Annotated in this window: 24 protein-coding genes and 2 pseudogenes; 10 read left to right on the forward strand and 16 right to left on the reverse strand. The window is 42.5% G+C overall.

From position 1 onward, the window contains the following. Window positions 1-87 precede the first annotated feature (87 nt). A complete protein-coding gene (locus FKN16_RS19005) occupies window positions 88-774 on the reverse strand; it encodes a response regulator (protein WP_170903369.1) in 687 nt (228 codons plus the stop codon). Then, the gene (locus FKN16_RS19010; protein WP_170903370.1) at window positions 771-2,390 is read right to left on the reverse strand and encodes a sensor histidine kinase; all 1,620 of its coding nucleotides are present in this window, start codon (window positions 2,388-2,390) and stop codon (window positions 771-773) included. Before FKN16_RS19010 ends, FKN16_RS19005 begins: the two co-directional genes overlap by 4 nt. Before the next feature lie 477 nt (window positions 2,391-2,867). Here FKN16_RS19010 and FKN16_RS19015 point away from each other — a divergent pair, with 477 nt between their 5' ends. From FKN16_RS19015 to FKN16_RS19045, 7 genes are all read left to right on the forward strand, one after another. Then, the gene (locus tag FKN16_RS19015; RefSeq protein WP_005377125.1) at window positions 2,868-3,095 is read left to right on the forward strand and encodes a hypothetical protein; all 228 of its coding nucleotides are present in this window, start codon (window positions 2,868-2,870) and stop codon (window positions 3,093-3,095) included. 130 nt (window positions 3,096-3,225) lie between these two features. After that, on the forward strand, window positions 3,226-4,641 hold the full coding sequence (locus tag FKN16_RS19020) for a TolC family protein (protein WP_065646402.1): 1,416 nt from the start codon (window positions 3,226-3,228) through the stop codon (window positions 4,639-4,641). Between the two features lie 3 nt (window positions 4,642-4,644). Continuing rightward, window positions 4,645-5,625 carry an HlyD family efflux transporter periplasmic adaptor subunit gene (locus tag FKN16_RS19025; protein WP_054867010.1) on the forward strand — a complete coding sequence of 327 codons (981 nt, stop codon included), beginning with the start codon at window positions 4,645-4,647 and terminating at the stop codon, window positions 5,623-5,625. A 22-nt stretch (window positions 5,626-5,647) separates the two neighbouring features. Next, on the forward strand, window positions 5,648-6,814 hold the full coding sequence (locus FKN16_RS19030; protein ID WP_170903371.1) for an ABC transporter permease: 1,167 nt from the start codon (window positions 5,648-5,650) through the stop codon (window positions 6,812-6,814). After that, window positions 6,811-7,962: an ABC transporter permease gene (locus tag FKN16_RS19035; RefSeq protein ID WP_170903372.1), complete on the forward strand. Its 1,152-nt coding sequence runs from the start codon at window positions 6,811-6,813 to the stop codon at window positions 7,960-7,962. The genes FKN16_RS19030 and FKN16_RS19035 overlap by 4 nt, the downstream gene beginning before the upstream one ends. 259 nt (window positions 7,963-8,221) lie before the next feature. Next, complete coding sequence (locus FKN16_RS19040) at window positions 8,222-9,286, forward strand: HlyD family secretion protein (protein ID WP_170903373.1); 1,065 nt, start codon at window positions 8,222-8,224, stop codon at window positions 9,284-9,286. Then, window positions 9,276-10,268, forward strand: coding sequence for a DUF2955 domain-containing protein (locus FKN16_RS19045; RefSeq protein ID WP_170903374.1), 993 nt, complete (start codon window positions 9,276-9,278; stop codon window positions 10,266-10,268). The genes FKN16_RS19040 and FKN16_RS19045 overlap by 11 nt, the downstream gene beginning before the upstream one ends. A gap of 221 nt (window positions 10,269-10,489) precedes the next feature. On the opposite strand, the gene FKN16_RS19050 is transcribed toward FKN16_RS19045, so the two are convergent. Beyond that, window positions 10,490-11,407, reverse strand: coding sequence for a LysR family transcriptional regulator (locus FKN16_RS19050; RefSeq protein WP_170903375.1), 918 nt, complete (start codon window positions 11,405-11,407; stop codon window positions 10,490-10,492). A gap of 302 nt (window positions 11,408-11,709) precedes the next feature. Between FKN16_RS19050 and FKN16_RS19055 the strand changes: the two genes are divergently transcribed. From FKN16_RS19055 to FKN16_RS19065, 3 genes are read left to right on the forward strand one after another with little or no spacing between them, the layout of a single operon-like run. Continuing rightward, window positions 11,710-11,922: a DUF1656 domain-containing protein gene (locus FKN16_RS19055; RefSeq protein ID WP_170903376.1), complete on the forward strand. Its 213-nt coding sequence runs from the start codon at window positions 11,710-11,712 to the stop codon at window positions 11,920-11,922. Between the two features lie 10 nt (window positions 11,923-11,932). Continuing rightward, a complete protein-coding gene (locus tag FKN16_RS19060) occupies window positions 11,933-12,796 on the forward strand; it encodes an HlyD family secretion protein (RefSeq protein ID WP_031780619.1) in 864 nt (287 codons plus the stop codon). 14 nt (window positions 12,797-12,810) lie between these two features. After that, window positions 12,811-14,166: an FUSC family protein gene (locus FKN16_RS19065; RefSeq protein ID WP_170903377.1), complete on the forward strand. Its 1,356-nt coding sequence runs from the start codon at window positions 12,811-12,813 to the stop codon at window positions 14,164-14,166. 47 nt (window positions 14,167-14,213) lie between these two features. Here the strand turns inward: FKN16_RS19065 and FKN16_RS19070 are convergent, their stop codons facing one another. From FKN16_RS19070 to FKN16_RS24600, 13 genes and pseudogenes are all read right to left on the reverse strand, one after another. After that, a complete protein-coding gene (locus tag FKN16_RS19070) occupies window positions 14,214-14,555 on the reverse strand; it encodes a hypothetical protein (RefSeq protein ID WP_170903378.1) in 342 nt (113 codons plus the stop codon). A gap of 158 nt (window positions 14,556-14,713) precedes the next feature. Then, a complete protein-coding gene (locus FKN16_RS19075; protein ID WP_005397344.1) occupies window positions 14,714-15,178 on the reverse strand; it encodes a DUF2846 domain-containing protein in 465 nt (154 codons plus the stop codon). A gap of 169 nt (window positions 15,179-15,347) precedes the next feature. Next, a complete protein-coding gene (locus FKN16_RS19080) occupies window positions 15,348-15,974 on the reverse strand; it encodes a LysE family translocator (RefSeq protein WP_170903379.1) in 627 nt (208 codons plus the stop codon). 308 nt (window positions 15,975-16,282) lie between these two features. Continuing rightward, window positions 16,283-16,636 (reverse strand): DUF1428 domain-containing protein, encoded by a 354-nt coding sequence (locus tag FKN16_RS19085; RefSeq protein ID WP_012841750.1) that lies wholly within the window; start codon window positions 16,634-16,636, stop codon window positions 16,283-16,285. Window positions 16,637-16,733: 97 nt separating this feature from the next. Further along, the gene (locus tag FKN16_RS19090; RefSeq protein WP_170903380.1) at window positions 16,734-17,339 is read right to left on the reverse strand and encodes an SDR family oxidoreductase; all 606 of its coding nucleotides are present in this window, start codon (window positions 17,337-17,339) and stop codon (window positions 16,734-16,736) included. Window positions 17,340-17,431: 92 nt separating this feature from the next. Continuing rightward, window positions 17,432-17,728: an antibiotic biosynthesis monooxygenase gene (locus FKN16_RS19095; RefSeq protein WP_170903381.1), complete on the reverse strand. Its 297-nt coding sequence runs from the start codon at window positions 17,726-17,728 to the stop codon at window positions 17,432-17,434. Window positions 17,729-17,871: 143 nt separating this feature from the next. Continuing rightward, window positions 17,872-18,159 carry an antibiotic biosynthesis monooxygenase gene (locus FKN16_RS19100; protein WP_170903382.1) on the reverse strand — a complete coding sequence of 96 codons (288 nt, stop codon included), beginning with the start codon at window positions 18,157-18,159 and terminating at the stop codon, window positions 17,872-17,874. Window positions 18,160-18,302: 143 nt separating this feature from the next. Further along, window positions 18,303-18,945 (reverse strand): annotated as a pseudogene (locus FKN16_RS19105) (alanyl-tRNA editing protein). Between the two features lie 142 nt (window positions 18,946-19,087). Next, window positions 19,088-19,633, reverse strand: a complete 546-nt coding sequence (locus tag FKN16_RS19110; RefSeq protein ID WP_170903383.1) for a GNAT family N-acetyltransferase — start codon at window positions 19,631-19,633, stop codon at window positions 19,088-19,090. A 149-nt stretch (window positions 19,634-19,782) separates the two neighbouring features. Next, on the reverse strand, window positions 19,783-20,352 hold the full coding sequence (locus tag FKN16_RS19115) for a hypothetical protein (RefSeq protein WP_244190829.1): 570 nt from the start codon (window positions 20,350-20,352) through the stop codon (window positions 19,783-19,785). Window positions 20,353-20,488: 136 nt separating this feature from the next. Beyond that, window positions 20,489-20,902, reverse strand: coding sequence for an RDD family protein (locus FKN16_RS19120; RefSeq protein ID WP_134646484.1), 414 nt, complete (start codon window positions 20,900-20,902; stop codon window positions 20,489-20,491). Between the two features lie 151 nt (window positions 20,903-21,053). Continuing rightward, window positions 21,054-21,662: a pyridoxamine 5'-phosphate oxidase family protein gene (locus FKN16_RS19125; protein ID WP_085344804.1), complete on the reverse strand. Its 609-nt coding sequence runs from the start codon at window positions 21,660-21,662 to the stop codon at window positions 21,054-21,056. 144 nt (window positions 21,663-21,806) lie between these two features. Next, a pseudogene (locus FKN16_RS24600) lies at window positions 21,807-22,037 on the reverse strand (DUF2007 domain-containing protein); the annotation flags it as partial. Between the last annotated feature and the right edge of the window lie 122 nt (window positions 22,038-22,159).

Consider the following 22,159-nt stretch of genomic DNA (forward strand, 5'->3'; position numbering starts at 1 on the left):
TTAGAGCGGAACAGCAGTAATTTGTAAAGCGATGGTTTCTACAATAAGCCATCGCTTTTTATTTTGCATAGAGCATCAATATAAACGCTACCGCGTCACTTTTTTATAGCACCTTTCAGGCCTACCTACCGACCCATAGTTTAAATCAGCCTCTAGTTCACCAGTGCTGATCAGATACTCCAAATAGCGCCTTGCCGTTGTTCGGCTCGCACCGATCTTTTCGCCTGCCTCATCAGCGGTCAGCACACTACCATTTGGGAACAACTCTCTGATCTTATCCAAGGTTACACCATCAATCCCTTTCGGTAATCGGTTCGGCAAGTTGTCTTGATTGACGTGAGACTGCAGCATTTTATCAACGAGGTTCTGATCCAAACTCTCTGCGATGTCTAGTTGTTGGCGTTGGGACACATACTTTTTCAGTGCGGCATCTAAGCGTGGAAACATCACTGGTTTGAGTAGGTAATCAACGACTCCCCCTCTCATTGCCTGTTGTAGCGTATCGACATCCCTTGCCGCGGTAATCAAAATGACATCACACGTTTGGTTGTTCGCACGTAATGTATTGAGTATCTCAAGCCCTGTTCCATCAGGAAGGTATACATCCATCAACAAGAGGTCTGGCTTAAGAATATCGAGTTGCATTTCCGCTTCTATTCTCGTGGTCGCAATGCCGACCACTTCCAAACCTGCCAATTGGCTCAAGTATTTGTGGTGCAGCTCAGCAATAGCCAGATCATCTTCAATGATCATTACGCGAGTCGCCATACTCATAATTGTTCTTCCTTGGGTAAATACACCGTTATTCTTGTTCCATAATTTGTGTTGGGCGTCATCTCAACATGGCCGTGATATCGAGTAGCCAACTGGTTGACAAGATGCAATCCTACCCCCCGATTTTGACGAGATTTCGTCGACACCCCTTTTTTAAATAGCGCCTGCGGCTCTATATCGCTTGGTAAACCACAGCCTTGATCTATCACCTCAAGTATCACTTCATTTCCGTAATCGCTCACTGACACATCGATATTTCTGCGCTCCGATGCGACATTCGATTCATCACGAATCGAGGTTAACGTTGCGTCGAAAGCGTTATCAATTAAGTTGCCCAGAATGGTGACAAGGTCTTCCGAATTTAGCCACTCAGGCAGAGGCTCCAAACGACTGCCTTCTTCAACCACCAGCTGTAAGCCTAACTCGCGAGCACGTTCTGTTTTTCCAAGCAACATACCAGCAATTAACGGGTCTTTAACGGTGTCTCTTAAAAATTCGATCATCGCTTGATAGTGTGCGGTTTCTTGCCCAATTAACTTTTGTACGGCATCCAGCTCACCCATCTGAACTAACCCGCTAATGGTGTTTAGCTTATTTCGATGCTCATGGGTTTGCGAACGTAATAAATCTGCATATTCTTTGGTTTGTGATAACTGCTCGGTTAGGTCGTTGATTTCATCCCTTAAACGGAAACTCGATACTGCCCCCACTATTTTTCCATCCACATAAATTGGCGAACGGTTTGCGATCAGACGTTTATGATTAAGGAATATCTCAATATCATGATCTTCCTGTCCGGTTTCTAGCACCGTATATAAGTCACTATCGCGTAACGTCTCAGTCAACGGTTTATTAAGAGCTGCCTCTCTATCAATACCGAGAATCTGACAGGCGCTACGATTGATCGAGCGAAGTATCCCTTGGGCATCAATACTTAACACGCCTTCTTTAATGGTACTCATCGTCACTTCTAATTCGCCGTACAACCGCCCTATCTCTTCAGGCTCGAACCCCAAAATGGCGCGCTGAAACTTTCTCGACGCATAATTGGATACAATGGCATTAGCGACAACAACTACGATGACCATTAAAATCAAAAAGGCCAAAAATGGCTCGATGCGGTCTTGCAGCCGGTCAAGCAAATAGCCAACCGAAACCACACCAATGATGTTGCCTTGCTCGTCAAAAATCGCAGCTTTACCACGAACTGAATAACCTAACGAGCCCTGTGCCGTCGAAACATAAGACAATCCCTGCTCTAGCGCTCGACGATTGTCGCCACCTCTCATTGGCTTGCCCAACCGCTCATCAACAGGGTGGATTAAGCGTACTCCCTTATGGTCGCCAATAACGATGAATGCAGCACCAATGGCTTCGGTTAATTCTCGGAAACGAAGTTGGTATGGCTGAGGATTTTGGGTTGTGACCATTTCGCGAACAACGGCGGAGTCTGCTAAAAAACGGGCAACACCCAGTGCTTTTTCTCCCATTTCTTGCTCTTGATTGATTTTGAGATAAGTGAATCCTGCAGCGACAAGTAATAGAAGCTCTATCAACCCCGACAGCGTCATAATAATGAGCATTCGCTTACGAAAGCTGATCGTTTTCCAACTCATTGATACATCCTTATGATTCACTCCCAAGGGATCACGTTAACACTCAGTTAACAGCATGGCTTTGTTGCGGTGATAAATCTGTGAGGAAGACAAGCAAACCGCAGAGTTTACGGTTAATTAATCGACGAGCTGAAACATAAAATTACAACCATTCACCAAATTCAGCATTCCTCTCTGATACTCAATTCCATACATAAATTGCCCTTTAAAACATGATCGTGATCACATCGATTTTAGCGGTTTTTGAGGCGTTTTTAGACTTTCCAACGTATAATTTTTAATCAACGAAACCATTGAGAGTTTCGGTTAGAAAGCAGTGAAGCTGGAAGTCTATTAAAAGCTCAACATTGATGTCAGTGATTTGGACACAAATAAAACAAAACACAAATACTGACTATATGACAAACACTTAGACACCATCTGAAAACTGGAAAACTATAAACAGAGGTGCATTTATAGTTAGAAGGAACACCAAACATGGAACGCGATACCTTTGGAATATGCCTGAATAAGGCCATGCTGTCAGAGAATATGTATTCAACGTTTACACACGTCAGGGCTTATGAAAAAAACGGAGGCGGTACTTCTGATCTCAAGGTCCTGTTATCGTTCCCTCAAATGAGTGGAAAAGACTTATTGAATACGATGCGAGGTTCTCGTCAGCTCGAGTGGAGAGCAGAGTTTCACTGTCCATATACGAAGTAAACTTGTAACATCTCCCGCGCCCAGCACAAACATAACTGGGCGCATACTACTATCCAATTTCCCCTCCTACTTAACACCAAGTTACGAATCCTTTATATTAGAGCTTATACTCTACGACAAAGCAGCCATTATGAAAAAAACAGGAAAGTTTTGGATACTGGGCTTACTTAGCAGCTCGATTTCCCTTGCCTGTCATGCGGCACCGATCACTTTTGATACCGCATGGCAGCTATTGCTAGAAAACAACTATTCTCTTAAAGCTCAACGCTCAAACGTCGAGAATTACCAATACCAAGAGAGTGCCACCAGCAATCTCAACTTACCTCAGGTTACCATTGGCGCGAATTACACGCGTTTAGATACCGATATCACGCTGTCGGGAAAACAGATCCTAGACAGCACAGGAACACACATTAACGTACCTCCTGCTTTTCAACCTATTTTTGGTGCCTTAGCTAATACCACTTCGACCATAACCGAACGAGATATTTTCTCTTCGTCTATTCGTGCCATTTGGCCAATTTTTACTGGTGGTCGTATTTCTGCTGCTCAATCAGCAGCAGAAGGCAAAACAGATGAGGCTAAAAGCCAGCTTCTAATGGAACAACAAGCGCGCTTTGAAGATTTGTCGAAGTACTACTTTTCTGTCGTGCTGGCAAAGGAAGTACTCGCAACGCGGCAAGCGGTTGAAGCTGGACTAAAAAAGCATAGAGATTTTGCCATTAAGCTTGAAGAGCAAGGACAAATCGCACACGTTGAGCGCCTGCAAGCCGAGGCTTCTCTAGATAAAGCATCAGTAGAAACACGTAAAGCCGCCAGCGATTTGAGTATCGCTCAAGCAGCATTAGGTAAATTACTTGCACAAGATGACGCCGTAGAGCCCGCTGAATCTTTGTTTATCAACGACAGTCTTCCCCCTCTAACCGCTTTTGTCGATCAAACGTTGCTTACCTATCCGGGGTTAGACCTTCTGAGCGCTAAACACAAACAAGCCTCTAGCTTAATCAAAGCAGAAAAAGGGAAATACTATCCTGAAGTTTACCTTTACGGCGACTACAGCTTGTATGAAGACGACTCTCTCGCAAGCCAAATGAAGCCTGACTGGTTAGTTGGTGTCGGGGTGAGCATTCCACTGATTGAATCAACAGGGCGAAGCGAAAAAGTCAAAGCCGCTCAAAGCGTCGTCTCGCAGGTCGACTCATTAAAGTCCCAAGCCAAACAAGACTTATCGCTGTTAGTCCAAAAGACATACTTGGAGGCTCAGCAAGCCATTGATGAAGTACAAGGGCTCGCATCTAGCATTGAACTCGCTAACGAAAACCTGCGCTTGCGTGAAAAAGCATTTACTCAGGGTCTGTCGTCTTCTCTGGATGTTGTGGATGCACAACTTTATGTCGCGAGTATAGAAACACAACGTTCAGCGGCACGTTTCCGCTATTTAATATCTTTAACCAAACTACTCGCATTGAGCAGTGAAATGAACAGCTTCGAACAATATCAAAATACCGCTTATATCCCTGCTTCAACATCCAAAGAGGTGAAATAAATCATGGCAGCTAAATCACTAAAACCCGTTTTACTCTCACTTTGTGCTTTGGGTGTTGTCTCTTGGGTTGGCTATCAATTTTACCAAGCCTATCAACCTGAACCGATCCGCTTACAGGGATTAATTGAAGCCCAGCAATACAGCATTTCCTCAAAAGTTCCAGGGCGTATTGATGAGGTCATGGTCCGTAAAGGCGACGATGTAGAGAAAGGCCAGCTTATTTTTACCCTTCATAGTCCTGAAATTGAAGCGAAGTTAGAACAAGCAAAAGCAGGTGAAAAAGCGGCGGACGCCTTAGCTCAAGAAGCTGAGAAAGGCGCACGTGAGCAACAAATCCAAGCAGCAAAAGATCAGTGGATGAAAGCCAAAGCCGCTGCGAATTTAATGGAAAAAACCTACAATCGTGTGAATAACCTTTATAACGATGGCGTGGTTGCAGAACAAAAGCGCGATGAAGCTTTAACGCAATGGCAAGCAGCGAAATACACCGAAAGTGCCGCGTTTCAAATGTACGAAATGGCAAAAGAAGGCGCGAGAAGTGAAACCAAAGTGGCAGCGGCGGAAAAAGCGCGCATGGCATCAGGTGCCGTAGCCGAAGTAGAAGCGTATGCGAAAGATACTCAGATCTACAGCTGGTTTGACGGCGAAGTCTCTCAAGTTCTACTTCAAAGTGGTGAATTAGCACCTCAGGGCTTCCCGGTTGTTACTGTGATAGATACAGAAGATGCCTGGGCGACACTTAATGTGCGTGAAGATTACCTTCAACACTTTAAAAAAGGAGCAACCTTTGATGCCTATTTGCCTGCCTTAAATAAAAATGTTGAGTTCAAAGTAACGCATGTTGCCGTTATGGGTGACTTTGCAACGTGGAGAGCAACCGATGCTTCTCAAGGTTTTGATCTTCGTACCTTTGAAGTAGAAGCTCGTCCAGCTCAACCCGAACCTGAACTGCGTATGGGAATGAGTGTTGTCGTTGAACTTTAATCACAACCACTAGGTTAATGCTATGACGATTAAGATTTCACAGCGGCATATCTTACGACGAGACAAGTGGTTACTTTCGTGCCTTACTTGGATACCGATTTTGCTCGCGATGATGATTTGGGGAGTGTTCTCTGCGGGCATTGCCCGGGATCTGCCAATCGGTGTGGTTGATCTGCAACATTCCCAACTTTCTCGAAAGCTCATTCAATCTTTGGATGCGTCGTCGAGTCTGGCTGTTAATTATCACTACACCAGTGCAAGCGAAGCAAAAAATGCGATGATTGAAGGCGATATCTACGCTTACGCGGTCATCCCATCTAAGTTCGACCAAGATATTCTCCAACACCGCCAACCTCAACTTTCTGTCTTTTACAACAGTCAGTACATTTTGGTAGCGAAATTGATCAACTCTGCCGTTGCGCAAACACAAGGCTATTTCGACGCTCAGGTTGAAGTAATGAGCAACTTGGCTAAAGGTAACACCACAACGTTAGCAGCGGCTGGTCAGGCTGTACCCGTGTCGACACAAATAACCGCATTATTTAACCGTAACAATAACTACGCACAATTTTTGGTAACGGCTATCGTGCCAGCCATTTGGCAAATATGTATTGTAGTAAGCACTATTTTGATTCTTACCGCGCACTTTCGCATTTATGGTGGAAAGAATGGCTTTGCGTTTTTGGGCGAAAAGCCATACGCCAGGCTCACTTCCCTATTAAGTCAGTACATTCCGGTCTTTATGGCGCAAGGTGCGTTGTTCTTGTATTGGTTTTATTCCGTGCTTGATTGGCCAATGGAAGGCAGTTTTGTGGTTATGCTACTAGCACAATTAGCGACGGTTATCGCCTGTATCATTATGGGAGCGTTGTTCTTCTTCTTGTCGATGGATCCTGCACGTGCGATGAGTTTTGCTGGCGCGTTTACGGCTCCAAGCTTCGCGTTCATGGGAATTACATTCCCAGTTTCTGACATGAACACGCTCGCTTATGCATGGCGTTCATTATTGCCGATTACCCATTACATTGAAGTGCAAGTGAGTCAAGCAAGCTATGGAGCACCGGCCGCACAATCTTTAAGCTCGCTATGGCCTATGATTGGCTACGTTGTGCCCCTGCTCGTTACCGCAGCCTTGATGGGTAAACATCGAACAGCTTCATCAACACGCCAAGCGAAGGAGGCGGTATGACATTGTGGCAACTGATTAAAGCGGAACTGAAGGCCGTTCTAACCAATCCAGTCGTTACGTTGACCGTGTTTGGTGGTGTCGTATTTTACTCGTTTTTATACCCTTTGCCTTATGCACAACAAACGCCTCGTGAACAACCAATCGCGATTGTTAATTTAGATGGTAGTCAGACGAGTTTAAAGCTGGAACGTATGGTTGATGCCACTCCACAAGTCAACTTAGTTACTCGACTTCATACGATTGCCGATGCAAAACAAGCATTTTTACAACGAGAGATCACCGGTTTTTTAGTCATACCAGAACACTTTTACAAAGACCTAATGCTAGGTAAAAGCCCGACTCTAGCCTACGCTGCGGACGCCTCGTATTTTCTCGTGTACGGAACCGTGGTAGAGGGATTGGCCCAAGCGGGAGGCACATTAGGGGCCCAAGTGAAAGTCAGTAAAATGGTGATAGATGGTGTGCCCATGAGTGTGGCTAGCCATAATTACTCTGCTATTAAGCTTAATATGAAACCGACGTTCAACCCAACCATGGGTTACATCGAATACGTAGTGCCAGCAGTATTTGTTCTGATTTTACAACAAACGTTGATCATGGCGGTTGGATTACAGACGGGAACACAGCGTCATGGTCGTGGCTACTGGTCTCAAGTATCAACGGGATCGCTGCTGCTTGTGAGAACGTTAGTATTTGTGGCAATTTATTATTTACTCGGCGCCTATTATTTTGGTTTTAGCTTCGAACGTTTGAGCGTAAACCATATCGCCAACGCGGGCGAACTACTGGCCATGTTGTTCCCGTTCTTTTTAGGTTGCTGCGGACTAGGCTTCTGGCTGGGTTACTTATTACCTCGGCGTGAACTGGTTACCTTAGTCGTCCTCGTGAGCTCTATGCCTCTCATTTTCTTGGCGGGTTTTATTTGGCCGATTGAAGCCATTCCTGCTCCCCTACTATGGATTGCAGATTTAAGTCCAAGTACATGGGCGATCAAAGCTTTCTTAGCGCTAAACCAAATGGGGGCAACCTGGCAACAAGTCGCTCCACATTGGACGGCACTTTGGGCACTCACCGTGCTTTGGGGTAGCGTTGCGTACTGGATTGCTAAGCGCAATAACAAGCCAGTTGTAACAGAAAGTCTAAGTTGATTTCTCTCTACAGCTCAAAGATATAATCACAAATCAAAAACCTGATGGACGATCTGAGGGGCGAAGTATCGCCCCTTTTTTATTGGCGACGTTAGCCAACGTGATTGGAAAGTTCGTTTAGCATGCTTCAGCCTCTCTAAATGGCACCTTCGGAACGATCCCATGACCTTATCGACAAATAGTTGATTTTTTGGAAGCATTGTTTATGTCACATGTTGTAACATTGCTTACCTAACGTATTGTAACAAGAGAGAATTGGATGTCTAAAGCGGAATCATCTTCCAGAAAGTTAAGCTTTATTATTATTGGCCTCGTTTTTGTGGTTTGGCTATATAGCTTGTGGGCTGATCGAGTAACACCAATCACTGGCACCGCTCGGATTCATTCTTATCTTGTCCGTATTACTCCAGAGGTTTCGGGGAACCTAACTGAAATCCATGTTCGTAATAATCAAGTCGTCAATGCTGGTGATGTGCTTTTCGAAATTGATCCAAGAGATTATCAAATTAATCTGCGTTTAGCCGAAGCAAACTTAGCCATTGCTGGCCAAAACATTGGAGCCAACACCGCGGCTGTTGAAGTGGCACAAGCTAAGGTCATTGAATCACTCGCAGCTCGAGACAACGCAAGAGAACAAGCAGCTCGCGTAACCGAGCTCGCCGCAAAAGGGGTATTGAGTAAATCTGAGCTAGACAACGCCATCGAAGCTAAAGCACGAGCTCAAGCCACATTAGAGGCAGCAGAAGCGTCCTTAGCTCAAGCCAAGCATAATCTTGGTCCCGAAGGGCAAGATAATCCCCAGATTCTCGCAGCTATAGCAAATCTTGAAAAAGCGCAACTCGACTTACAACGAACGAAAGTGATTGCTCCATCAAAGGGGATCGTTTCTAACTTACAACTCACTGTTGGGCAAAAAGCGACGACTGGCTCACCTCTTGTCACTTTCATTGATCCGAGAGGCGTGTGGGTATCAGCGCTTGTTCGCGAAAACTCACTCGAGCATGTTCGTGCGGGACAAAAAACAAAGATTGTGTTGGATGCTTTACCTGGCAGAGTGTTTGAAGGGCGAGTAGAAAGCATTGGTTGGGGTACTGGTGGCAGTAACGACGTCGATCCGACAACTGGCTTTTTGGTTGCAGACAATAATTCCTTAAATGCACAGCGCTATCCTGTAAATATTGTTTTTGAAGGCGGAGATATTCCCGAAAACGTACGTTATGGTTCGAAAGCAACGGTCGCTTTTTTAACTGAGCAAAGCACCTTTGGAGAGTGGCTGGCCTCTTTCTGGATGAGAGTGTTGAGTATCTGGACTTATGTTTCATAGTTCAGTAAATCCAATCATTAGATTGGTTTTCACTCCGATTCTTTTACTGTTTTACTTACAGTATTCAGGTGCGCCTACTCCCTTTATCGCGCCAATATTCGTTGTGATTTTTCTAACTCTGATGCCATCTAAGCCCCCGTTCAACATGATGTTGAAATTGCTGGTAATACTCTCACTTCTCAGCTTTGGCATCGTAACTTTAGCAGGAGCGCTCATGAGCTCTCCTAGTGGCTTCTTACTGTTTACTTGGTCACTTCTCTGTTGGAGTTATTACCGAAGTCATCGCGATCCCAAAGACATCGTTTCGACACTCACTTTGATTGTTGTATTGATTATCGTGGTCACAAGCCAACAAATGGGGTTGTCGCTTGAGGGGTTGCCATGGGTCTTATTTACTAGTTTCATTGTTGCGTTGGTTGCCACATATATTAGCTTTTGGCTATTCCCTGGGGACGAAAAAGATATACAACCAGACCAAACCACTCTTGATGGTGCAAACGAACATATCGGGCTTATCGTCTTTAAAGCAACCGCATTGTGTGTTGTTTTGTACGCGCTAATATCATCTGGAAGCTCTCAAACGCTATTGATCGCAATAACATTTGGCAGCATGATTAAGCACCCAGTTAATCAAGACAGTCATTCCTTTGGGCGGTATCGAATTATCACTACAAGCCTAGGGATCTTGTTTACTATTCCATGCATGCTTGCAGTAGCCACAGGTGCACCTACTTACGTTGTACTTGGCGTTACCATCTTTTGTGGCCTGCAACTAGCGTGTTTTGCAATACGTCGACAGACACACTTAACCATCTATCAATTGCTTTTTACTAACTTCACTGTGCTGACTTACCAGATTATTAACAATACGGGCATCGAATCATTTTCTGCTCAAATGACTCGATTCGTCTCTATTTCTATCGCTATAGTTCTAGGGGTACTGGTTCTCAATTTATTTAGATCAGAGCAAGAGGTGAAATAACTGCAGCCTCTCTTTCTTAAACTAACAGCGGCTGAGCGATATGAGCTTTCTCATTGAACGAAGCTTGAATAAATAAAAAAAGCATCGATCTTATACTCACATACAGAGGATTACTCCCTCCCAATAACCATTAACGTCCAATCAGAAGAAAAGAATTTTTCAAGTAAAAAAACAAGACTCGAATTGAGTCTTGTTTATAAATGTGGTCTGGATGAATACGGTTATGGCGTCGCTTTAAAATCGCGGATTAGCTTCTCCCGATACGCCGTAACAACCCTCATGATAGAGTCTTTTACATCCCCTATTTGCTTAGAGGGTTGACACCAAAGGCCAAAACCAAACTTAAAGCCTTCTAGTAATTCACAGACTTCAACGGGCTCTATATCATTATTAGAAAATTCCGAATGAGCCAGCGTTCTAGGAAGAACCGCCCACCCTAGCCCTGCCTCAACCATTTTTACAACAAGAGCCAACTGATCGACTTCTTCATGATTCGAACTGACGATAACTTTTTCACCCATTCCTTCTTCAATGAAAGATCGCAACACAAATTGCTTGCTATTCCTCAACGCAGTTAACACTTGGTCGGGTGCCATAGAAGCCAGTTCACCACCTTTCTGGACAAAGGGAACAAATTCAAAGTGACCTAAAAACGTCGAGTCTAGACTGTGTATTGCACGGCTATCATGCACATTTACAATACCGAACTGGTACTCACCAGTCGCTAAACCTTCTTTGATCTCGTTACGGTTACGAACAAAAAAGTTAACTCGCATCATCGGAAAATCTGCCGCTAATTGAACACGAAGTAACACCAGCAAACGATGTGGGATGGCACTAGAATAGGCAATGCTGACACTCTCTAAGCCACCATGAGCAAGGCTCAATGCGACTTTGTCGAACGTACGGGCTTGTTCAATTGTTTGCTTTGCATAGTGGTAAAGAAGGCGAGCATCTTCTGTGGGTTCTACGGAACGGCCAACCCGATTAAACAAGCTCACAGCAAGTAGGTCTTCTAAATTCGTAATAACCTGTCCGATGGTTGTTCTGTGCTTATTCAATTTTACAGCAGCCTTGCTAAACGAAAGCTCCTCGTAAACAGCAACGAATGCCAATAGTTGTTCAAGACTAAAATTCATAGGTTTTCTTATATCTTAGGGCTACATGGCTAAACTATCACAAGTTATTGAGAATGCTAGCTCGAAAGAGCGACGGTTAACCCGAGGCTTTTATCCTCATCACTAGATACGTAGCTATTCCGCACGTAAATGCGAAAACTTATCGCACTCATACTCCCCTAAAAGCACGTTCGACATTAGACATAACTCATTATGAACTCTCTAAAAAAATACATTGATGGATTTGACCCTACAAAAGCGATTATTACATTTGTAGGATTTCTCTTATCTTTGCATTCATCAAATAAATAGAGAAAAGCACTATGAACTCAATGCCACATGAGCTTGTGTGGGGTGAAGTTTACTTCCCACCCTTGCTGCTGGTTGTTGCATTGGCTTACATGCTCACCATTTTGGTTGGAACCGTTGCGACAAAATTAGGGGTACACAAATATGTTGCGTTTCCAGCACTTGCAGAGCTGAGCCTAATTGTGATTTTTACTGGAGTAATTGGTCGATTCATAACCATCTTTTGAGGCAAATTCCGTGATAAAACGTTATCTAATCACATTTTTATTACTGTGTTCCGCTGGCACTGTGATTTTCAGTTACTACCAATCATACTCAAACAATCCTTGGACTAGAGATGGTCATGTCAGCGCGTACATTGTGTCTATAACGCCCCGTGTAACCGGGCAAGTCATCAAGGTATATGTTGAAGACAACTCCCAAGTTAATGCGGGCGACTTACTGTTTGAGATTGACCCAAGCATTTATAAAGCGTCTTACCACAAAGCCCAGGCTGCTCAAAAGCAAGCCATTGCGTTGTTAGCGAAAGCCAAAAATGAAGAACAACGTGCACTGGAACTAGAAAAGCGTACACCTGGCGCGGTATCTGTGCTGACGTTGAACAATTTGAACAACGCCGTAGAGACAGCAATCGCAAACGTGGAGCTGGCGAAAGCAAACGTCGAAGAAGCAAAACTGAACCTTGATTACACCAAGGTGTACGCTCCAACGAATGGTTACATCACCAATTTTAATCTGCGCACCGGCTCCCAAGTTGTCGCAAACTCACCAGTTGTAGCATTAATTGATGAAGACAGCTTTTGGATCGAAGGCTATTTCAAAGAAACGGATTTAGTTGGTGTTGATCCACAAGATAAAGCATACGTGACCTTAATGATGCACGACGAAATGGTGCTGGAAGGTAAAATCAAGAGCATTGGTTACGGCATCGCGAAGCAAGACGGTAGTACAGGTAACGACCTTCTGCCTAATGTGAACCCTAACTTTCAGTGGATACGCTTAGCTCAACGCATTCCAATTAAAGTGAAATTAGACAACTTACCAAAAGATTTTCAACTACGCGTCGGTATGACGGCATCCATCAAAATCATCAAACAATAAATGCGGTGAAATGTATGTTTAATGCGTCAACCAAAGAAGCCATTAAAGCTGCGCTGTCTATCGTTATCGCAATCTGCCTCGCCTTATGGTTTCAATGGGAGAAACCCTATTGGGCAGCGATCGCCGTCGCGGTAATGGCATTAAATGAAAGCTTCGCTCACTCGATAAACAAAGGTCATAATCGCCTAGTGGGTACCCTACTGGGCATCGGCTATGCCTTTTTCCTCATCACAGCATTTTCTCAAGATCGCTTCTTGTTCCTGACTTTTTTTACCCTATTTTTAGGTGTATGCATTTTCATGTCGAGCGACGAAAAGTACGGTTATGTGTTCTCCATAGGCTTTGCTGTGTGCTCTATCATCGCTTGTATGGGAGAGTTTGATAGTCAAGTGACGTTCCATTTCGCAGTACTTCGAATGCAGGAAACTATCCTTGGCATCATTACCTTCTCCGTTGTTTATCGTTTGGTTTGGCCAGTGAATACTGAAGAGAATTTCATTCAACGCTTTGAGAACAGCCGTGAGGTGTTGCTTAAAGCTATGGACAAACCAAATGACATTGATATTGATGCGCTTGAAACCAACACAGCAAACATTGAGAAGATGTGCCAACTACTGGGATTACCGCTCACGGGCAGTTACCACCTCAAAGAACATCGAAAACTGTGGCATCAGCGCCTCGAAGAGATGAAACGTATTCAAGAACGATTACTTGAACAAGTGGAAAAACCTCACTGTGATGATATTGACTGGAAACCTGTGGCTCAAAACCTGACGCTATTTGATATCGCTCAGCCAACCACGCATCTAATTGGCCGTACCTTATTGACTGAACAAGTGAACCAGAAAACATCTTGGCATCGTGAACACCGGACTTTCATACAGCACTTGAAAGAAGACCGAAGAAAGGTTTTACAAGGCCTATCGATGTTTATCACCTCGTTATTGGTTTGGATTTATCTCCCTGTACCAGGTGGGTTTATCTTCCCTATGTTGGCCGGTGTCTTTTCATCAATAGTACCTACAATGCCTCCTAGCGTTGTTAAAGATGCCTTCTTTGGCGTTTTGGGAACAGGTTCAGTGATACTGCTGCAATACATCTTCTTGATGCCCATGATGACTGAGCTATGGCAACTAGGGTTATTTTATTTCATCAATATTATTTTGATTTGGAAGGTATTTTCTACACCACAGCTGATGATCCATAGGGTCTTAGGCGTCAATTTATTGGTGGTATTAACCTCAGGCGCACTTAACTTGACCCCAGAGTATCGTATCGAAACACCTTTACTCATGCTGGTAAACATCATGCTCATTTTGATGATCGCCAAGTTATTTAATGACCTGTTTCATCCCCGCGTAACCGCTTAAGCAAGCAATTAAACTCAATAAGGAAATGCTATGAACAATGGGTTAGATCAAATTACGTAATGGCAAATAACACTGCCCGAAAAGGTAAAAATTAAAGACCAAACCAACACACTTTGAACAGGAAACATATGAAATATCAGCAGTGGGAATACTTTAATATCACGAAGTGAGAATAATATTTGAGGTTGAAGATCCCAACATGTAGCTAAAGATGCGCCTCTTTTGAGCCGAGGATGCTTGATCAAATATTCAGCATAGGATGAATAAACCTTCCACAACCCTAACAGCCCAAATAACTCGATGATAGAAATAACTTCCAGACTAAATGGCAATAGTGAAGGCCCACCAATGAGCAAGATAATTGCGAAGATCCACATCTTATTTTTCATTACACATCCTTGTTGCTGATTTACGCTTATGTATTACCAATAACAACACCAAGTAAAAACTGTTGGCCATAAAAACGCAACCCAACGTTGAACTTTTCATGTCAAGCGCTGGGTTGTGTTTTTTTAAGTACTTTTAAATGTAAAATCAGTCAGTTAAACTAGATCGAAGGACAGTTTCCTTTTTCTGCCATGTCTACTTTTAGTACTTCTGCTTTACCTTTGCTTTCGTCCACGAGTTCTACGCCCGCACCACCAACAAATACACCCATTTTAATGTATTGATTAACGAAATAATTACGGCCCTCTTCCGTTAAGATAGTTAAGTGATTTTCAGAAAACTCAGACTCTGTACTTACTTGATGTTCTTTATTGCCTTCGACCTCATGGTAGAAGAATACACCAGGAGCTGTTTCACCAATACATTCCCCATCGACGTAAACATACTTTTTAAGCGCTGCTCCGACAAAAGCATCTTCTCGATAAATGTAAATCCCTGCGTTCCCCTTTTGAGGTGCTTCAAATGATTTCATTTGATTTGATACTGTCGAATCAACAGTAGGAACAGAAGCACAACCTGACAAACCCAAAAGGAATGCGGAACACAGAATTACTTTATTTTTCATGTTATTAACCTAGCTACGATAAAATCGCGCCAACCATACTATAAATAAATACGTTCACTTATTGGTATTTATGAAATTTGTGATTCACCCTATGCAATAGCACTCATTTTACGTATAGGTTGAGCAAACATTAGCCATATAAAAATCACGAGAATAAAATGCCCTGTATCTAACGATCACTAAATGCCACTTTACTCGCTAGACTGATAAGCAGAATACCCGAAACACCTTCAAGAGTTCTTGAATATCGTTGAGAGTGTGGACGACTCAATACCCAATTACCCACAGATGCGTACAAAACGTTACATGTCGTCGCAAGCACGCTGAACAGCAAGCCAAGTACTAATAATTGTATTGATGTTGAGCTTGCAGACGTATCAATAAATTGAGGCAGAAACGAGAGGAAGAATAGCGCTACTTTTGGATTCAAGACGCTGACGATAACACCCTGAACAAACACATTTTTATTATTATCAACGTTTTTGTTTTCAACGATTTTACTTTCTCCACGCCACATGGACAGTAACGACTGAACACCTAAATAAACTAGGTAAGCAGCCCCTAACCATTTAACAACGCTAAAAGCCAAAGCTGAACTCAGAATTATTGCTGACAAACCTAAACATGCCGCTAGTGTATGAAAAAAGTAACCAACACCAAGCCCCAAAGCCGCTTTCAGCCCAGCAGAGAACTTACCTTTCATTGTATTAGAAACAATATAAATTACATCAGGTCCAGGAATCATGTTGATAGCGAGACAAGCGACAACAAATAGTAATAGTGAGTTTGAATCCATTCTTTTCTCCAGATTAACTTCTTGCGGGATAACATCTCATCGAACTATAAGTAATGCAACGTCTAGGTTTCCGTCGGTTATCAAGGCGTTGACCGTAGTTCATTAACGTGCCTGCCATCGCAGGCCCGGGGCTAGCTATAGCTGATACGACAATCAGTGAATAATTTATCCCTTCCATTTTTACTCTAAGCCTCCACATGAAGTTTTATCAACCCTTATCGCGGAATACTTTATTGAATGTACATCAGAAGCGTAATCCTGATTAAAGCACCAAGTGTCACGAATCAAGCTGGGGATTCTCTGATATTTTACTGCTCCAAAATAACATCAAATCCACCATAAATGAGACGCTTTCCATCAAAGGGCATTGGGTTATTCTCAGGACTCATTCGAGGATCACCCATGATCCGCTGCCACCCTGAGTCTCGCACTTCTTTTGAAGGCCAGACTACCCATGAAAACACAACGGTTTCGTTGCTTTCAGCTTTAACTGCCATGGGAAACGATGTGATCTCACCATCTGGAACTTCACTTCCCCACGTCTCAATAACCTTTAAGGCCCCAAACTCCCTGAACATTTCTGCTGCTATTTTTGCGTGTGCGATATACTTTTCTTTATTCGCTGTCGGTACTGCAGCGACAAACCCATCAATGTATGACATAAGTAAACTCCTTTCATTGGAGTTATAACCATAGCTCAATAAAAAGAATGCACATGATGCCAAATCATAGAAGCAGGTACGTAATACAGCTTGAGAGCTACATTCCTAGCTTGGACTTTATATGCATATTTGAAAGGTATGTGTTTGGATCTAGCTTAGTTAGCGTATTTATAATTTCCAAAACGCTCGAATACTCAATACGTTCCTCTTCTGCATGCCCGATCCCACCTATTGTAAAGTGAGTAAAGCGGTAATCACGATAAACGTTTTGAAGCTGGCTAGAAATATCTTTGAGTAATCTTTTACTGAGGCTGAATGCAGGGTACTCACTATTTTCTGAAAGCTCTGCTGTAGATCCAATAGATACAATATTGCATTTATCGTTAAGTGAACCTAAAGCGTTAAGTTCATTGACTAAATTAAGATACCCAATCGGGCCAACATTCATAAACTCAATCAGTTCGTTTGTTGTCAATTTTGAAGACTCTCCCCACATCGACGCCAAATAAACTATGATGTCAAACTTTACACCTTTGAAGCACGTGTAATCTGGTTTTTTCTCCGGACTAACATCAATACGAACAGAAGCTACTCCATCCTCAACTAGCTTTGATCTAGAAATAGTATAAGTTTCTATACCCTGTAAGTTCGTAGCCAAGAACCTTCCTAGACCCTTACTACCTCCAACAATTAAAATCTGCATAACCCTGTTCCTTGGTTAAGATTGTCTTTCATATTATCCGCCAAACTGTGCATCAGGCATCACTTTAACGTTTCTATTGTTTGCCTCTGGCCCTACTTAGTTCTATCTTCAATTTCATCAAATAGTTCAACTGAAATACGCTCTGCAATTTCACTCATCTTCTTCATTTTTTCTGGGTTACTAGTTCCCCAAAACCGCTCCCAGTCTTCACGTGTTCGCCACTTGGCAATAGTTAAAACCTTTTCCGGTACATCGTAAGAACGAAGCATAAAGCGACCAAACGCCCCATCTACTGACTGATGAATTGAATCTGTCGTCGAACGCCATATATTTTGAAACTCATCCATTTTTTCACTTGGCACACGCCATTCATACACAACTCTAAACATAACACTTCCATTAAAATTTCTAGATTTAATACGGCAAAGTATCAAGAACACTAAGCCAGGTTAATAGATGAATAAAGCAACATAGTAGAGCGTAGAGCAACTTGAAAAATAAAGCATAAACGCTCTAAATCACTCCGATTCGATTAGTCATGCACACATCCAAAGATTTCGTATTGACGTTTAACATTGGCTGTTACTTTTCCCCAATGTGAGGCTTGAACTCTTTCCTGATGTTGTTTAAAAGAGGCTTTGTCGACGAACTCCTCATAGACATCAAAACGAAAAGGATTAGTCGAGCTTTGAGTCACAAGAAAAGTAAGGCAGCCCGGCTCTTCTAACGTGAGCCTTTTGTGAGTTATTAACTCATGTTTTACTAATTCTAAATCCTTTTCCGGAACTAAAATAAAGCCTTTCAATGCTACCTTCGACATATCATCCTCCCACCCCTATCGTGTAGCGTTGCATTAAGAAGTAGCCAACGCGCCCTCAATCTCAATCATCATATCGCAAATGTGAATCTCACCATGAACTAAAATGCCACGTGTTAGGAATCTATTTCGAATGCCCTATCGACTTACGAGCATAAGGTTATCTCAACCCTTTCTTTGCCTTTACCGATGTTCTTGCGTTTTAGTTGAATTTGGCCGACTTCTGATGTGCGCTTTAAATGAGTGCCACCGCAAGGTACTTGCGCAAACCCATCCACTCTCCAATACCTTCTTTCACTCTCTTGATCGGAAAAGTCACTAATAATAACTGAATCAGAGTTAATCAAATCTTGCACATCAGTTTCAATTGCTTTCAATAACGGACCAATACTTTCAGACCACTCGAAATCTATGCGGCTCTTATTTTCAGAAATATGCGCCGCCTATCTTAACAATGCCTTCCCGACGCTGATAAAACATCTCGAGCACCACTTCAGCCGCAAAGTGTAGCTTCATTAAGGCGTATCTACGCTTCCAATCAATATTCGTAGTTACAATGTCGCCAAGAGTAAAATTTGGAGAGGATTCCAATGTGTAAATAAGTCGAACACCTAACTTTTGAGCAATCAAAACCGGAATACCATTAATCGTTCCTTTATCACTCTCTTGGCCTCCAGACTCCGCAAAGAAGATAGTCTGGTCCAATTCAACCTTATTTCCGTCTACATTGGTCACTCTTGAGTTAAGTTCTGTTTGGTAGGGATTAACCCAAAATAATTTCTCGCTCATGCTGCTATCCTTGCAGTAAGTCCTAACCTTGATGGTACATTCAGTGACCACTAAGTCAATTCAAGAAACCTCACCGTCAAATGTAAGGCTGTGTATAGAGCACGAGCAGGCTAGACCTATTAGATGCTTTTAAGGCCGGATACTAAACGCTGTCTAGGGGTTTAGCTAACAACCCGTAAATTGCTGAATCTGAGACTACTCCATTCACTTCCCAACGCTGCCTTAGGAAACCTTCCTTTATAAAACCTAACCGTTCCAAGACTTTACCTGAAGAAGCATTGTCTGGATCTATCTCAGCCTCGATTCGACGTAGATTCAGTGTTTTGAATGCGTGTTCGATTAATGCAGTTCCCGCCTCTAATACAATGCCTTTACCCCAGAAATTACGACTCACGCCAAAGCCAATTTCTGCGCGCCTAGACTCTTTCACGTGATTAAACAGCATTATCTTACCTAGAAGTTGGCCATTGCTCTTTAGGAAGATGCCTAGTGTCACTTCTGTATTGCTATTCATGGCCTGTGCACTCTTGGCTATAAATGTCCGCGCTTCTTCAATTGAAACCCAAGGGCCAGTGTTCCAATATTTCATGACCTCATGGTCTGAGAATATGCCAAACAGTTCGCTTGCATCATCTTCAACTAGCTCTCTTAGAATTAATCGTTCCGTTTCAATCTTTGTTACTAACATTTTGGAGCCAGCCTTTTGGTTTGTTACTGGTGACGAAAATCCAATAAAAGTGTGAGACACGTAATACAAATGATCTCGTATGACACTTTTTAATAAGCTCAACGCATAGTAAAAGCGCCACGTGTCACGATTCTCTATTGAAGCAATTTTTAGACCTTCAAGTGCTTCAACAAGTAACCTTTGAACGCATCATAGTTTGGAATGAGTTGATCACGAGTCCTAAGTTCGGACTCAAAATAGGCCATATACTTTATTGCTTCATTTGGCGAAGTTTTACTTAGAAGCAAAGGAAGCAGTCGTATACGAGTGGAATAACTGAACACAGGCCAGACTTTTACATCTTCGCTTTTTAAACTCTCGATAACCCGCTTTCTATCTCTTAGTTTTTCTAACTCAATAGGTAGTAACTGTTTTACCATATAAGCGAAAGCTATAGGACTAATTGCGTCGGTATATGAATTGCCAGTGATACTGCTCAACATGCGAGAAACACCACCAATACAACGCATTTCTCTAGGTAAGACCTTTTCTATATCTTTGTATTTAACCCCGAAGGAAGGGTTCAAAACAGTAAGCCCAAAGTTTAAGTGAAACCATTCGACATCGACCTTACCCACCTTGCGCTCCCATACTCCTCTAGATTTGATAAACTTGAAACCGCTTGGGGCTAAAACCTTATCAATCTCCAAAATGAAAGCTTCGGAATGCTCTTTATTCATAATTACGTACTGATTCTGATTGCCTAACACCGAATTTAGGTGTGAGCAACGCCACCACCTAAGCGAAGCTGTCCCACCCTGAAAACAAAGCCCGACTTGAACCCAAGCCCCCAGCGCTGTCAATTTCTTAAACAAGCTAGTGAACTACCACCACTGTTCTCACTAACTTATCACCGAGCCGTTGCCTCTTTTTACCAAGAATGAAAATTGAGTCAATAAAACCGAAGAATGGAGTAATAATATTTCTAAAAAGTGACTGAAAAATATTGCACCTTTTACCCGTTCTTGCACTTATAACTGCAATGCCCAAAAGTTTTTTACCCACACTTTGACCATTTGGTAAACAATCAGAAAAAAGGTAATACGATACAGTCGCAGTTACTCCCATAGCGCGAACAAGTTCCTTTTCAATACCGATTTCTAAGCCGCCCCATAAAACGAGAGTAAAAATGCTAAAACTGATAAAAAGATCAATCATTTGTCCAACACACCTAATTCCCGGACTAGCCAAAACGTAATTTTCTAGAGTAAAGTTTTCTACATTTTTCATTTTAAAATTTGGACTAACAATTGTTTATTTGTGGACTAACGTTATGGGATGAGTAACATCCCCACCAAAACTAATCCATAGTGCCGTACAGCAGGTCAAACCTAAAGAGCCAAGCATTTTTCTCCCTTTTAAACACTTTACTACACTCGCTCTAAAGACTGGATTGGTAATATTTCAACATCTCTTCTTGATTAAGCGCTTTATTTTCTAACTTTTGTTGATCTTTAAAGATTTGAGCTAATGAAGGGAGAATTGAGCGATTGACTTTATAGTCATCAGACCAAAGTTTCCCTCTCATCAAAGCTTTCGCACAATGGAAGTACATACTCTCGATGACTATTTTGATAACAACCTTAGGATCTTTACTTCCATCGGGGCAAGCAGATATCAATTTGGAGTCTGTGTGAATACTTGCAATTCCTTTAATACGGAGTACTTCATCAATACCATTTACCATCAATAACAACCCAACTTTGGGGTTACTAATGATATTTTTTAGACTATCTATACGATTATTCCCCGAGCTATCTGGGAGCAACAATGTTGATTCATCTAAAACTTTTACGAAGCCAGGCTCCCCTCCTTTCGGAGAGAGATCGATATAGCCTTGAGTATCGGCGGTACTTAGAACTGCAAAATGGCAATTATTAATTAATGTAATCGCATGAACATCCAGGGCAGGCAACGCTTTATTTTTAGCTCTCGCACTTGGCTCTGCGTAAATTTCTTTTAACTGCTCTATTGTTTTAATTTCACTCATTCAATGTTGTTCCTTCACTATCGTATAATGCTTTGCTTGGAAGCAAACGAACTCTGACTTCTGCGTAGCCACTCACCTAACGCATAGTAAAAATGCTACGCGTGTAAATTATCTCTTCAACGCTTTGTTATCTAACGACTTAAATTAAAGCCTTTCACTGAATTCCCCACACTGCTTACACTTGTAACCATGCTTGTAAAAGAACAATGGAAAACCCAGTAAAATAAAGACTAAGAAAGCTGGACGCTTACCTTTTGTAAATGCAAATAGCTCTTTACTACCACAGTTAGGGCAAACATCTTTTCCTTCATCAACGGCAAGTTCATTTTCTAATGATTCTGAGAAATCACTGCTAAGTATTTGTTTCGCGTCTTGGATTCAAGTACGAAGTGCGACACCTCTGAACATAAAAACAGTGAGATGCGATAATCATGAAGTTTGCTCCCGCCAAGAAGTAAAAAACATGAAATACACACACCTCACTGAGAACGAAAGGT

The organism is Vibrio sp. 11-4(1) (assembly GCF_013048625.1).
GTDB classification, from domain to species: Bacteria; Pseudomonadota; Gammaproteobacteria; order Enterobacterales; family Vibrionaceae; genus Vibrio; species Vibrio diabolicus.